Consider the following 13,902-nt stretch of genomic DNA (forward strand, 5'->3'; position numbering starts at 1 on the left):
ACGTATAGGAAAAATAGCTGTGTGGGGCCAGATAAGCAGGCCCAAAAACATCAGTAAACATAAACTCGGGCTTTACTATAGCGCCTCAGGCATAAAATGCTGCAATTAAGCCGAATTGAGATTGTTACAAAATCTTGAATGGGAGTGGCGATGCGGGGGAAAAAGGCAGTAAAAAGGGCTGGATAGCCAGCCCTTGATTATTTTGCGTCTCTTCCAAAATCTGGTTTTTAGACTTCCAGATAATTCATGATGCCTTCTGCGGCTTTACGGCCTTCAGCAATGGCCGTTACCACTAAATCAGAGCCACGGACAATATCGCCACCGGCAAAGATTTTTGGGTTGCTGGTCTGGAAAGCATTATCTGTGCGCTCAGGTGCAACGACACGGCCTTGCTTATCCAGTGCGACGTCGTGAGCCGCTAACCATTCCATGCTGTGTGGACGGAAACCAAACGCCATAACCACTGCATCTGCTGGCAACACATGTTCTGAACCTGGGATCTGTTCAGCCATGCTGCGGCCCTGTGCATCAGGTGCACCCAATTGGGTACGTACCATCTTCACACCACAGACTTTGCCATTACTGTTGACTTCGATGCTCAGCGGTTGCAGGTTGAATTTAAATTCGACCCCTTCCTCACGGGCGTTTTTCACTTCCCGTTTAGAGCCCGGCATGTTGACCTCGTCACGACGGTAAGCACAGACCACATCTGTTGCCCCCTGACGGATTGAGGAGCGCACACAGTCCATTGCGGTATCACCACCGCCAAGTACCACCACGCGCTTGCCTTGCATGCTGATATAAGGCTCGTGTGGCGCCGCTTCATAACCCATCAACTGCTTGGTATTGGCAATCAGGAATGGCAGAGCATCGTAGACACCGGATGCATCTTCGTTTTCCAGACCACCACGCATTGATTGGTACGTCCCGACACCGAGGAACACCGCGTCATACTCTTTAAGCAGCGCATCCATTTGGATGTCTTTGCCAATTTCAGTATTCAACTGGAATTCAATGCCCATCTCGGAGAAGATTTTACGCCGCTTAATCATCACTTCTTTTTCCAGCTTAAAGGCCGGAATACCAAAGGTCAGTAGGCCACCAATCTCTGGATGACGGTCAAATACCACCGCTTGTACGCCGTTACGGGCTAACACGTCGGCACAGGCCAACCCCGCAGGGCCAGCACCAATGACTGCAACGCGTTTACCGGTTGGGTGAACATGAGACATATCAGGTTTCCAGCCCATTTCGATGGCTTTGTCACTGATATAGCGTTCAATGTTACCAATGGTGACGGCACCAAACTCGTCGTTCAGGGTGCAAGACCCTTCACACAGACGGTCTTGTGGGCACACCCGGCCACAAACTTCCGGCAAGCTGTTGGTCTGGTGAGCCAGATCCGCCGCTTCCATAATCCGTCCTTCATTGGCCAGTTTCAGCCAGTTAGGGATGTAGTTATGCACCGGGCATTTCCATTCACAGTAAGGGTTGCCGCAAGACAGACAGCGGTCTGCCTGTGCTTTCGCCTGTGTTTCCGAGAATGGTTCGTAAATTTCAACAAACTCAATTTTACGGATCTTCAGCGGCTTTTTCGGCGGATCTACGCGCTGTAGGTCGATAAACTGATAAACATTCTGACTCATTTCAACCCCTTACTGCGCTTGAACCCGCAGCTCAGCTGCGGAACGGCTACGGTGGCCCAACAGTGCTTTCACATCGCTGGATTTTGGTTTAACCAAAGCAAACTTGGTCACCCACTCTGGCCAGTTAGCCAGAATTTCTTCGCCACGGCTAGAACCTGTCAACTGAACATGCTCAGTGATCAGCCCACGCAGATGCTCTTCATGGATGGCCAGTTGATCAACATCCAAGACCTCTACCAGCTCAGGGTTAACACGTTTACGGAATTCGCCATCTTCATCAAGGACGTAAGCGAAACCACCGGTCATACCGGCACCGAAGTTAATCCCGGTGCGGCCCAATACGCAGACAATCCCGCCAGTCATATATTCACAGCCGTTATCGCCGATACCTTCAACTACGGTGATAGCACCGGAGTTACGTACTGCGAAACGCTCACCGGCACGGCCTGCGGCAAACAATTTACCGCCAGTGGCGCCATACAGGCAGGTGTTGCCGACAATGCTGGCTTCGTGGCTGCGGAAGTTAGACCCTACCGGAGGGCGTACCGCGATGCGGCCACCGGCCATACCTTTGCCGACGTAATCGTTGGCATCACCGGTCAGTGTCAATTCGACACCACCGGCATTCCACACCCCAAAGCTCTGACCGGCAGTCCCGGAGAAGTAAGCTTTGATAGGGTCGGTTGCCATGCCTTGGTCACCATGTTTAGTGGCAATCGCGCCAGATAATGCGGCACCCACTGAGCGGTCGGTGTTGCGAATATCGAAGTAAAACGTCTTGCTGTGTTTGGCTTCAATATGTGGCTCAGCTTGTGCCAGCAACTCTTTGTTCAATAAGCCTTTATCGAACGGAGGGTTACTTTCGGTGCAATGCAATGCTTTACCCGGATGCGGCGTAGCTGTTTTCAGCATTGGCGACAAGTCCAGTTTGTTCTGTTTGGCAGAGATCCCGTCAAGCTCCAGCAGCATGTCAGTACGGCCAATCAAATCAACCAGTTGGCTAACACCCAGCTCAGCCATGATTTCACGGGTTTCACGGGCGATAAACTGGAAGTAGTTCACCACACGCTCAGGTAGGCCGTGATAATGGTCGCGACGCAGTTTTTCATCTTGAGTTGCCACACCGGTAGCACAGTTATTCAGGTGGCAAATACGTAGGTATTTACAACCCAGCGCCACCATAGGGCCAGTGCCAAAACCGAAGCTTTCAGCCCCCAGAATGGCCGCTTTAACAATATCAACGCCAGTTTTCAGGCCACCATCCACTTGCAGGCGGATTTTATGGCGCAGGCCGTTGGCAACCAGTGCTTGTTGCGTTTCAACCAGCCCCAGTTCCCACGGACAACCTGCATATTTCACCGAAGAGAGTGGGCTGGCACCGGTACCGCCGTCATAACCGGCAATGGTAATCAGGTCGGCGTAAGCTTTCGCCACACCGGTGGCGATGGTGCCTACACCTGGCTCAGAAACCAGTTTCACCGAAATCAGCGCCTTCGGGTTAACCTGTTTCAAGTCGAAAATAAGCTGTGCCAAGTCTTCGATTGAGTAAATATCATGGTGTGGCGGTGGGGAAATCAATGTCACACCCGGCACGGAATAGCGCAGTTTGGCAATATACGGCGTGACTTTATCACCCGGTAATTGACCACCTTCGCCGGGCTTCGCACCTTGAGCGACTTTGATCTGGATAACATCGGCGTTCACCAGATACGCTGGCGTGACCCCGAAACGACCAGAAGCAACCTGCTTGATGCGGGAAACCTTATTGGTGCCGTAACGTGCTGGATCTTCGCCACCTTCACCGGAGTTTGAGAACCCACCAAGGCTGTTCATCGCGATCGCTAAGGATTCGTGAGCTTCTGGGCTCAATGCGCCAATAGACATCGCGGCGGTATCAAAGCGGGTGAACAGCGATTCCGCTGGCTCGACCTGATCCACAGGGATCGGCGTGCCTTGAGGTTTAATGGCCAGTAAGTCACGCAGAGTGGCAATCGGGCGCTCATTAACCAGTTTGGCATAGACTTGATAATCACTGTATTCGCCACTGTGAACCGCAGTTTGCAAGCTGCTGACCACATCTGGGTTATACGCATGGTATTCGCCGTTATGGACAAACTTCAGTAACCCGCCTTGATCCAGTGGCTTACGTTTCAGCCAGGCGCGTTTGGAGAGATTCTGTAAATCCTGTTGGAAATCACTGAAACTCGCCCCACCGATGCGGCTGACAACCCCTTGGAAACAGAGGTTGGACAGGTCACGATGCAGGCCAACGGCTTCAAACAGTTTGGCGCAACGGTACGAGGCCACAGTCGAGATGCCCATTTTGGACATGATCTTGTACAGCCCTTTATTGATACCGTTACGATAGTTCAGCATCACATCGCGATACTTTTTATCAATCGCTTGGCTATCAACTAATTTAGCCAATGATTCATAAGCTAAATAAGGATAAATCGCGGTAGCACCAAAGCCGAGCAATACGGCGAAGTGGTGTGGGTCACGGGCGCTAGCGGTTTCAACAATGATGTTGGCATCGCAACGCAGATTTTTTTCTACCAGCCGGGTCTGCACCGCGCCGACAGCCATTGGCGCTGGAACTGGCAGGCGGTTAGGGGCGATAGCACGGTCTGACAGCACCAGCATAACGGCACCATCACGCACTTTGCGCTCAGCTTCGTCACACAGAGCCAGCACCGCCTGCTCCAAATCAATTTCAGCCGGATCAAAAGTCAGATCCAAGCGATCTGCGCGGTAATGCTCCCCTTCCAGCGTGGTTAGCTGTTGGAAGTCAGAGAACAGCAAAATTGGCGATTTAAAGCTCAGACGGTGCGCCTGACCTTCAGCTTCGCAGAACACGTTCATTTCACGGCCAATACTGGTCGCCAGTGACATGACATGCGCTTCACGCAGCGGATCGATTGGCGGGTTGGTCACCTGCGCAAACTGCTGGCGGAAGTAATCGTAAATGATGCGTGGGCCGCTGGAGAGCACGGCGAACGGGGTATCATCGCCCATTGAGCCTGTTGCTTCCTGACCAATTTCACCCAATACGCGGATGACCTGATCCAGCTCTTCACTGCTGTAACCGAACTGTTTCTGATAGGTTTCCAACTGAGAATCATCTAGCTGGCGGCTACCCACCTGATCTTCTGGCAGATCTTCGAACGGCACCAAGCGCTTAACGTTCTTTTCCATCCACTCTTTATAAGGATGGCGGCTTTTCAAATCGTTATCGGTTTCGGCGGAGTGCAAGATCTTGCCGCTGCGGGTATCAATCACCATCAGCTCGCCCGGCCCGACACGGCCTTTTTCTACCACTTCATCGGGCTGGTAATCCCAGATACCGACTTCAGAGGCGCAGGTGATCAGCTTATCTTTGGTGATGACGTAGCGCGCAGGGCGCAAGCCATTACGGTCAAGGTTACAGGCAGCATAACGGCCATCTGACATCACGATCCCGGCCGGGCCATCCCATGGTTCCATATGCATGGAGTTGAAATCAAAGAAGGCGCGCAGGTCGGTGTCCATATCCGGGTTGTTCTGCCAGGCCGGTGGCACTAACAGACGCATGGCACGAATCAGGTCCATACCGCCGCTGAGGAACAGCTCCAGCATGTTATCCAGTGAACTGGAGTCAGAGCCGGTCTCATTGACGAAAGGAGCCGCATCTTGCAAATCGGGGATTAATGGCGTTTTGAATTTGTAAGCACGCGCCCGTGCCCATTGGCGGTTACCGGCGATGGTATTGATTTCGCCGTTATGTGCCAGATAGCGGAACGGTTGAGCCAGTGGCCAGCGTGGCACGGTGTTAGTTGAGAAGCGCTGGTGGAACAGGCAGATTGCCGATTCAAGGCGCAGGTCAGCCAAATCGAGATAAAAGCGTGGCAGATCCGCAGGCATACATAAGCCTTTATAGATCGTAACCAGATTAGAGAAGCTACAAACGTAGAAATCTTTGTCGTTTGCAATCCGCTTCTCGATACGGCGACGCGCCACAAACAGGCGGCGTTCCATATCACGTGGACGCCAGCCAGCAGGGGCGTTCACAAAAATTTGTTCAATCCGAGGCAGGGAGGAGAGGGCGATTTCACCAAGAACATCAGGATTCGTCGGCACTTCACGCCAACCGATGATCGACAGCGTTTCGTTTTGCAGTTCTTCTTCTACAATGCGGCGGCTTGCCTTGGCGAGTTCTTCATCCTGACTGAGAAACATCATGCCTACGGCATAGTTTTTGGCCAAACGCCATCCGCGTTCTTCAGCGACCATCCGGAAAAAGCGATCCGGTTTTTGTAACAGTAGGCCACAACCATCGCCGGTTTTACCATCGGCGAGTATTGCTCCACGGTGCTGCATGCGGGCCAGTGCGTGTATGGCGGTACGCACGACTTTATGGCTTGGTTCGCCTTCTATGTGGGCGATGAGACCAAAACCGCAATTGTCCTTCTCTTGGGATTTATCGTACAACATATCAGTGAACCTCCCCAGGCTCTGCGTGACTCTCACAACCTACTGCGAGGGACAATTCACGGTGACGGGTGGGCTGACAGGCGCGTATTTCGCGGCAAATCTGCTTTTCCGCCCTCCGCCAATGACCTCTCGTGACGGGTCTCACAAGTGGTATATGACTTGTTTTAAGAGGGTGTCTTAAATAACTGCATAATTATGACTAGACGTTTGCCCGTCTAGAAAGCTTCCAGCGGACCTCCAACTTAGCGAGAAAGAATACTCAGGTCAAATATAGGCCTAAGAACTATCTCTAAGCTAATAATGATGGTTATCATTATGAAATATATAATATTATCGTCTTTTTTACCCTCTTGGATACTTCATAGGATAGGCGCTAAAATGTGAGCTGTCTCACTATAGTGCAATCGACAAATCTCTGCACCATGCTAGTGCTGGCGGGGATGTTGGAGTTACATGCTAGGTTTTTTATATTTTTTGGTGTTTAAAACTATTTTTCACTGAATTGTAATAGAAGCGCTAAGAGGTTGGTGGAAATAAGAAAATTTAATCATCGGTCAAGTGATTTTATTTGCATTTATAATGAATGGTTATGCGAAGTTGCACCCAAGGGCATGGGAGTTGATCTCTGTCATCGCGCACAACATCGTTGGCGGGTAGGCTTACCCCTCTTTCTTGAAGCTACAGCGATGTTAGCGGCTTACTCACCCGAATCACTGACTTAAGTCAGCTCAGCGGGATTTACTCGTTTGCTGCTTTGCTGTAACTCCAACTATTTTGGGTAATAAATATTTTTTGACAGGCAGCGATAAGATTATGCAGTTGCAGCAATTAGTCAATATGTTTGGTGCGGATTTACAGCGCCGCTACGGTGAAAAAATTCATAAACTCACGCTACACGGCGGGTTTAGCTGCCCTAACCGTGATGGAACACTGGGGCGCGGCGGTTGTACTTTCTGCCAGGTGGCCTCCTTTGCGGATGAACAGATGCAGCAACAGAGTATTGCTCAGCAGCTTGCTACTCAGGCCAAGAAAACCAATCGGGCCAAACGCTATCTGGCTTACTTTCAGGCCTATACCAGTACTTATGCCGAAGTAAATGCATTGGCGGCAATGTATGAGCAGGCTTTGGCTGAAGCCGACATTGTCGGTTTATGTGTCGGAACCCGGCCTGACTGTGTGCCGGATGCGGTGCTGGATTTACTCAGCAGCTATCATCAGCAAGGTTATGAGGTCTGGCTTGAACTGGGGCTACAGACCGCGAATGATAAAACCCTCAAACGCATTAATCGTGGTCATGACTTTGCCTGTTACCAACAGACAGCACGTCGCGCGCGCGCCAGAGGCTTGAAAGTCTGCTGCCATTTAATTGTTGGGCTGCCCGGAGAGAATCAGGCGCAGGGCATGGAAACGTTAGAGAAAGTTGTCGCGACCGGTGTTGACGGTCTGAAACTGCATCCATTACATATCGTAGAAGGCAGTACCATGGCAAAAGCATGGCGGGCCGGGCGTTTACCCGAGCTGGCACTGGAGGAGTATATCGTCACGGCGGGTGAAATGATCCGCCATACGCCCGCCGACATTGTTTACCACCGCATCTCGGCAAGTGCCCGTCGGCCAACATTGCTTGCGCCATTATGGTGCGAAAATAGATGGACTGGCATGAATAAGCTGAATGATTACTTACTCAAATATGGGGTACAGGGCTCTGCTACTGGGGATATCTATCGCTATCAACCTCAATAGGGTCTTATTCCTCTAAAACTAATTGATTTGCAATCTTTTCCACACTTCTTGGTAACTCGCCTTATCTCTTTCCGGTTTTACGGTATGATTTATATCCTTCGTATTTGAAGTTGCAGAGGGTCGCGGCAACGCCAACTACTTTGGGTATATCCGGAAACACAGACAGGGGTTGCTATGAAGCAAATCAGGGTATTAGCCCAGTACTACGTTGATTTAATGGTTAAGTTAGGGCTGGTTCGCTTCTCACTGCTACTGGCATCTGTGCTGGTGTTGCTGGCCATGGTGGTGCAGATGGCGGTGACATTCGTATTGAGTGGCTCGGTTGAAACCCTCGATTTAGTGCGCTCTATTTTCTTCGGCCTGTTGATCACGCCGTGGGCCGTGTATTTCCTGTCGGTGGTGGTTGAGCAGTTGGAAGAGTCGCGCCAGCGCTTGTCGCGCTTGGTTGATAAACTTGAAGTGATGCGCCATCGCGATTTGGAGCTGAATAAGCAACTGACCGAAAATATTGCTCAACTTAATCAAGAAATTGTGGAACGTGAGAAAGCAGAGAAAGCTCATCTGCAAGTGGTCGATAAGCTGAAAGAAGAGATGGGCCACCGCGAACAGGCTCAGGTTGAGCTAGGGCAGCAGTCCGCCTTGTTACGATCTTTTTTGGATGCCTCCCCGGATCTGGTCTATTACCGTAACGAAGCCAATGAGTTTTCTGGCTGCAACAGAGCAATGGAATTGCTGACGGGCAAAAGTGAGAAGCAATTGGTTGGGCTAACCCCCAAAGATGTCTATGCGCCGGATATTGCTGAAAAAGTCATGGAAACGGATGAGAAAGTTTTCCGTCATAACGTTTCTCTTACCTATGAGCAGTGGCTGGTTTATCCCGATGGCCGGAAAGCCTGTTTTGAACTGCGCAAAGTGCCATTTTACGATCGCGTCGGTAAGCGGCATGGTCTGATGGGCTTTGGACGCGATATAACCGAGCGTAAACGCTATCAGGACGCGCTAGAGAACGCCAGTAGGGATAAGACCACCTTCATCTCAACAATCAGCCACGAGCTGCGTACGCCGCTTAATGGCATTGTAGGCCTAAGCCGCATCCTGCTTGACACTGAATTAGACAGCGAACAACTGAAATACCTGAAAACCATTCACGTCAGTGCAATCACCCTCGGGAATATTTTTAACGATATCATTGAGATGGATAAGTTGGAGCGCCGTAAAGTTCAACTTGATAATCAGCCAATTGATTTTACAGGCTTTATGGCGGATCTGGAAAACCTCTCTGGCTTGCTGGTACAGCCAAAAGGGCTGAAGTTTATTATGGAGCCCCAGTTGCCCTTGCCAGAGAAGATCATTACTGATGGCACTCGCTTGCGCCAGATTCTGTGGAATTTGATCGGCAACGCGGTGAAATTTACTCAGCAGGGCAAAATTGTAGTGCGGGTACGGCGTGAAGGGAGTGACCGCCTGACCTTTGAAGTGGAAGACTCTGGCATGGGGATTCCTGAAGATGAACAGGACAAGATTTTTGCCATGTATTATCAGGTCAAAGACAGTAACGGCGGGCGACCGGCGACCGGGACCGGTATTGGTCTGGCAGTGTCTAAACGTTTGGCCCAAAGCATGGGGGGTGATATCACGGTGAAAAGCACCCAAGGCGCTGGGTCATGCTTTACCCTGACCATCAAGGCGCCAGCCGTGCAGGCGGTTTCTACCACGCCATCAGGCGACGACCTGCCACTGCCCGCTCTTCATGTCTTGCTGGTGGAAGATATCGAGCTGAACGTCATTGTTGCGCGCTCGGTACTGGAGAAACTGGGCAATAGTGTTGAGGTGGCGATGAATGGCCACGATGCCCTGGCGATGTTCAAGCCCGATGATTTTGATTTAGTGCTGCTGGATATTCAGTTACCCGATATGAGCGGCTTGGATATCGCCCGCCAGATTCGGGCGAACTATGATAATCAATCACTGCCGCCATTGGTGGCACTAACCGCCAACGTCCTTAAGGATAAAAAAGAATATTTAGATGCTGGGATGGATGACGTGCTGAGCAAGCCGTTATCTGTGCCTGCGCTCACGGCCATGATTAAGCAATTCTGGGATCAGAAGCCCTCTTCCTCCGCTAAAAAACAGGAATATAAAGTGATGCAAACCCATGAATCGTTACTTGATACTGCGATGCTGGAACAATACATCGATTTGGTTGGCCCACAATTGATTCATCAAAGCCTGGAAATGTTTGAACAAATGATGCCGAGTTATTTGGCGGTGCTGGATTCAAACATGACTGCGCGGGATCAAAAGGGGATTACTGAAGAGGCGCATAAGATTAAAGGGGCCGCGGGTTCTGTTGGCTTACGTCATATCCAGCAGCTTGCACAGCAAATTCAAACACCGACACTGCCAGCATGGTGGGACAACGTGCAAGATTGGGTCGATGAATTAAAATCAGAATGGCGTAATGATGTTCAGGTGTTGCGGGAGTGGGTAGCGGAAGCTGAAAAAAAATAACCCCGACCGAGGCCGGGGTGCGCGAATACTGCGCCAACACCAGGGAAATCGTTAACCTGCGTATTATTTCGATTTCGAATGGATTCGCAGGTTGTAAGGATTCTTCCATACATCATACAGGCAACAACATAGCAAATGTAAGCGCTCTTGTTACAAGATTCATTAAAATTTGTGATAGAGATACGTCTTTGTCACTAGAACAGGTTAAGCGATTGACAGAGTGAGAAAAGGAGAGGTGTGATGAAAACCGTCGGTGTAGTGCTGAGTGGATGCGGTGTTTTTGATGGGGCAGAGATACATGAATCTGTCTTAACAATACTGGCATTAGATCGTGCTGGAGCACGTGTTTTATTCTTCGCACCAGACAAACCGCAACTGCATGTTATTAATCATCTTACTGGTGAAGAATTAACAGAGCAGCGCAATGTTTTAGTGGAGTCTGCGCGCATTACTCGTGGGCAGATAAACCCCCTTTCTTCAGCCAATTCAGAGCAGTTAGATGCCCTTATTGTCCCTGGTGGTTTTGGCGCGGCAAAGAACCTCAGCGATTTCGCAATTAAGGGTTCTGAATGCACGATAGATCCAGATTTAACTAAGCTAACTCAATCAATGCATAAGTCCGGTAAACCAATTGGTTTTATGTGTATTTCTCCAGTGATGCTGCCTAAATTGTTGGGCAAACCTATCCGTCTGACTATTGGTAACGATCCCGATACCATTGATGCGATTGAAGTTATGGGTGCAGAGCATGTAATTTGTCCGGTCGATGATGTAGTGGTTGATGCGGAGAATAAAGTGGTCACAACACCGGCTTACATGTTGGCTGAGTCTATTTCTGAAGCCGCTAAAGGCATTGATAAACTCGTGGCGAAGGTGCTGGATTTAACCGAATGATTTCAGTCAGGCGTGGATTACGTTGGCTTTGGTATTGGGGAAAACGGGGTGCTCTTGGTATTGTCGCTCTGTGGCTGGCCGGTATTTTAATTTTTGCTTTTTTACCGGTTCCGTTTTCCATGGTGATGCTTGAAAGGCAACTCGGGGCCTGGCTGACAGGTGATTTCTCCTATGTCGCGCATTCTGATTGGGTGCCAATGGATGAAATTTCGCCTTATATGGCACTGGCAGTGATGGCGGCGGAAGATCAAAAATTCCCGGAGCATTGGGGGTTTGATGTGGGGGCTATCGAGTCGGCGTTATCTCATAATCAGCGTAATCAAAATCGTATTCGCGGCGCATCGACGTTATCGCAACAAACGGCAAAGAATCTATTTCTTTGGGACGGGCGTAGCTGGATACGTAAAGGGCTGGAAGTGGGATTGACTGCTGGCATTGAGTTGGTCTGGACTAAGCGGCGTATCCTGACGGTTTATCTGAATATTGCCGAGTTTGGTGACGGTATTTTTGGTGTGGAGGCGGCGTCTCGCCATTTCTTCAATAAACCAGCCAGCAAATTGAGTTCATCAGAAGCGGCTTTATTGGCTGCGGTGCTGCCCAATCCGCATCGTTTCAAGGTTAATGCCCCGTCAAATTATGTTATTTCCCGCCAGCAGTGGATTTTGCGCCAGATGCGTCAGTTGGGTGGAAAGGAGTTCTTACAAGAAAACTCCCTTCTTCATTGAAGTTGCAGGGGGTTAGCTGCGCTCTGTCACCCGAATCACTTACTTGAGTAAGCTCATCGGGATTCTTTCACTTGCTGCCTACCTGCAACACCCATGACTTTGGGTATAAGAGTTATTATGAGTTTAAAAAGGGCTTAGATTGCTCTAAGCCCTGAATAAATCTGGTGCTATCTACCTAAACTGGCTGATTTTACGGCCAAATTATTTCACGATAGTAAACGCGGTCGTCACGTGTTTCACACCACTCACTTGGCTGGCTATCTGCGCAGCGGATTGCCCTTCTTGCTGAGTGACCAGCCCCAAGAGGAAGACTTCGCCATTCTCGGTGGTGACTTTCACATTGGAGGATTTAACCGAGTCTGCGGTCAGTAGCTGTGACCGGACTTTGGTGGTGATCCAGGTATCCATTGACGCGGTTGCTAGGTCGACGGGTTTACCCAGACGCATCTCGTTATACACTTCCGTGGCACCATCAACCCCTGCAGCGATTTGCTTGGCGCGGTTAGACAGTTCAGCAGTTGGCGATTGCCCAGTCAGCAAAACTTTCCCTTGATATGCGGTGACCACAAAACGTGTTTGGCTTTTTATCTGCTGATCTTTGCTCAGTGCATTGACGACTCTGGCCTCGAGTGTGCCATCGTCTACCTGAGTGCCAACAGAGCGTGGATCTGTAGCGGATTTAGTGGCGACTGCGGCGCTGCCGACAACGACGGCACCAACACAGCCTTGTAATAGCAGGGCGCTGAATAGCATGGCAAAAATATAACCAACCTTCATTCGTGCTCCTTTAATCGTCCTGATGAGGAAATAGAGTGTTATCAATTAAGTCACACAAGCAATTCACTGTGAGCATGTGTAATTCTTGAACCCGGGCACTACGGTGCGAAGGTATGCGGATTTCGACATCCTGTTGACCTAACAAGCCAGCCAGTTCACCGCCATCGTAGCCAGTCAGGGCGACAATGGTCATATCGCGGGTGACTGCTGCTTCGACCGCTTTAACAATATCACGGCTATTGCCACGAGTGGAAATAGCGAGCAAAACATCGCCCGCATGACCGAGTGCACGTACCTGTTTGGCATAAACTTCATCATGCAAGCGGTCATTGGCAATGGCGGTGAGTACGACATTATCAGCATTCAAAGCAATAGCGGGCAGACTAGGCCGTTCTGTTTCGAAACGGTTTATCATGCTGGCAGCAAAGTGTTGCGCGTTAGCCGCAGAAGTCCCATTACCGCAGCAGAGAATTTTATTGCCGTTGAGCAGTGACTGAACCAATGTCATTGCTGCACGGGATATGGCGTCGGGCAGAGCCTCAGCCGCGGCAATCTGGGTTTGAATACTTTCTGTAAAGCAACCTTTGATTCTATCCAGCACGTTGATTTAACCCACTCAGTAATAACCCGGTATTAAACCGGAGAAAAATCATCAATCCGCATTGAAGGCGTTCGGCAACCATTCTAACTGGCTGCCAGTGATGGCAAAAACATCAAAACGGCACGGTGTTGTGGCAAAACAGGCATCTCGCTGGGCCAGCCAAAGAGCGGCAGCTCGGAGTAACCGTTGCTGCTTGCTATAAGTGACACTGGCGGCAGCACCGCCAAATAGGGCATTGCGCCGAAAGCGAACCTCAACAAACACCCAAGTAGCACCATCGCGCATGATAAGGTCAATTTCACCACTTTGATAGGTGACATTGGCCGCCTGAAATATTAAACCCGCCCGCTCAAGATAATTGCGGGCTTGATTTTCATAGTGTGCGCCAGTGTTCCGTTGGCTCATATTTCCTTCGTCCTTGAAGTTGCAGGGGTGTTAGCTACATTCACTCACCCGAATCACTTACCTGAGTAAGCTCATCGGGATATGTTCATTTGCTGCCTACCTGCAACACCAATGACTTTGGAAATGTCCT

At 50.2% G+C, this 13,902-nt stretch carries 9 protein-coding genes; 4 read left to right on the forward strand and 5 right to left on the reverse strand.

All coding sequences use genetic code 11. The annotated features are described in order from the left end of the window. Nucleotides 1-227 precede the first annotated feature (227 nt). On the reverse strand, nt 228-1,646 hold the full coding sequence (locus FTA96_RS22110) for a glutamate synthase small subunit (RefSeq protein ID WP_050110988.1): 1,419 nt from the start codon (nt 1,644-1,646) through the stop codon (nt 228-230). A gap of 9 nt (nt 1,647-1,655) precedes the next feature. Further along, entirely contained in the window at nt 1,656-6,116 is a 4,461-nt protein-coding gene (gltB, locus tag FTA96_RS22115; protein ID WP_145540327.1) for a glutamate synthase large subunit, read from the reverse strand. An 813-nt stretch (nt 6,117-6,929) separates the two neighbouring features. Here gltB and FTA96_RS22120 point away from each other — a divergent pair. From FTA96_RS22120 to mtgA, 4 genes are all read left to right on the forward strand, one after another. Beyond that, the gene (locus FTA96_RS22120) at nt 6,930-7,859 is read left to right on the forward strand and encodes a TIGR01212 family radical SAM protein (protein WP_050110986.1); all 930 of its coding nucleotides are present in this window, start codon (nt 6,930-6,932) and stop codon (nt 7,857-7,859) included. 174 nt (nt 7,860-8,033) lie between these two features. Beyond that, on the forward strand, nt 8,034-10,370 hold the full coding sequence (gene arcB / locus FTA96_RS22125; RefSeq protein ID WP_134956651.1) for an aerobic respiration two-component sensor histidine kinase ArcB: 2,337 nt from the start codon (nt 8,034-8,036) through the stop codon (nt 10,368-10,370). Nucleotides 10,371-10,610: 240 nt separating this feature from the next. After that, nucleotides 10,611-11,264 carry an isoprenoid biosynthesis glyoxalase ElbB gene (elbB, locus tag FTA96_RS22135; RefSeq protein ID WP_145574894.1) on the forward strand — a complete coding sequence of 218 codons (654 nt, stop codon included), beginning with the start codon at nt 10,611-10,613 and terminating at the stop codon, nt 11,262-11,264. Then, nucleotides 11,261-11,989: a monofunctional biosynthetic peptidoglycan transglycosylase gene (gene mtgA / locus FTA96_RS22140; protein WP_050134148.1), complete on the forward strand. Its 729-nt coding sequence runs from the start codon at nt 11,261-11,263 to the stop codon at nt 11,987-11,989. Before elbB ends, mtgA begins: the two co-directional genes overlap by 4 nt. A 201-nt stretch (nt 11,990-12,190) precedes the next feature. On the opposite strand, the gene dolP is transcribed toward mtgA, so the two are convergent. Genes dolP through FTA96_RS22155 form a run of 3 tightly spaced genes read right to left on the reverse strand, consistent with a single transcriptional unit; the run spans nt 12,191 to nt 13,772 of the window. Further along, on the reverse strand, nt 12,191-12,766 hold the full coding sequence (gene dolP, locus FTA96_RS22145) for a division/outer membrane stress-associated lipid-binding lipoprotein (protein ID WP_050110982.1): 576 nt from the start codon (nt 12,764-12,766) through the stop codon (nt 12,191-12,193). A 10-nt stretch (nt 12,767-12,776) separates the two neighbouring features. Continuing rightward, nucleotides 12,777-13,367, reverse strand: coding sequence for a DnaA initiator-associating protein DiaA (gene diaA, locus FTA96_RS22150; protein WP_004710884.1), 591 nt, complete (start codon nt 13,365-13,367; stop codon nt 12,777-12,779). Between the two features lie 51 nt (nt 13,368-13,418). Further along, the gene (locus FTA96_RS22155; RefSeq protein WP_050318957.1) at nt 13,419-13,772 is read right to left on the reverse strand and encodes a YraN family protein; all 354 of its coding nucleotides are present in this window, start codon (nt 13,770-13,772) and stop codon (nt 13,419-13,421) included. Nucleotides 13,773-13,902 lie beyond the last annotated feature (130 nt).

The sequence above is a fragment of the Yersinia alsatica genome, assembly GCF_902170305.1.
Lineage (GTDB): Bacteria > Pseudomonadota > Gammaproteobacteria > Enterobacterales > Enterobacteriaceae > Yersinia > Yersinia alsatica.

Coding starts and splice junctions, on each gene's coding strand:
- FTA96_RS22110 (WP_050110988.1), bottom strand. CDS start 1,646: ATGAGTCAGAATGTTTATCAGTTTATCGACCTACAGCGCGTAGATCCG.
- gltB (WP_145540327.1), bottom strand. CDS start 6,116: ATGTTGTACGATAAATCCCAAGAGAAGGACAATTGCGGTTTTGGTCTC.
- FTA96_RS22120 (WP_050110986.1), top strand. CDS start 6,930: ATGCAGTTGCAGCAATTAGTCAATATGTTTGGTGCGGATTTACAGCGC.
- arcB (WP_134956651.1), top strand. CDS start 8,034: ATGAAGCAAATCAGGGTATTAGCCCAGTACTACGTTGATTTAATGGTT.
- elbB (WP_145574894.1), top strand. CDS start 10,611: ATGAAAACCGTCGGTGTAGTGCTGAGTGGATGCGGTGTTTTTGATGGG.
- mtgA (WP_050134148.1), top strand. CDS start 11,261: ATGATTTCAGTCAGGCGTGGATTACGTTGGCTTTGGTATTGGGGAAAA.
- dolP (WP_050110982.1), bottom strand. CDS start 12,766: ATGAAGGTTGGTTATATTTTTGCCATGCTATTCAGCGCCCTGCTATTA.
- FTA96_RS22155 (WP_050318957.1), bottom strand. CDS start 13,772: ATGAGCCAACGGAACACTGGCGCACACTATGAAAATCAAGCCCGCAAT.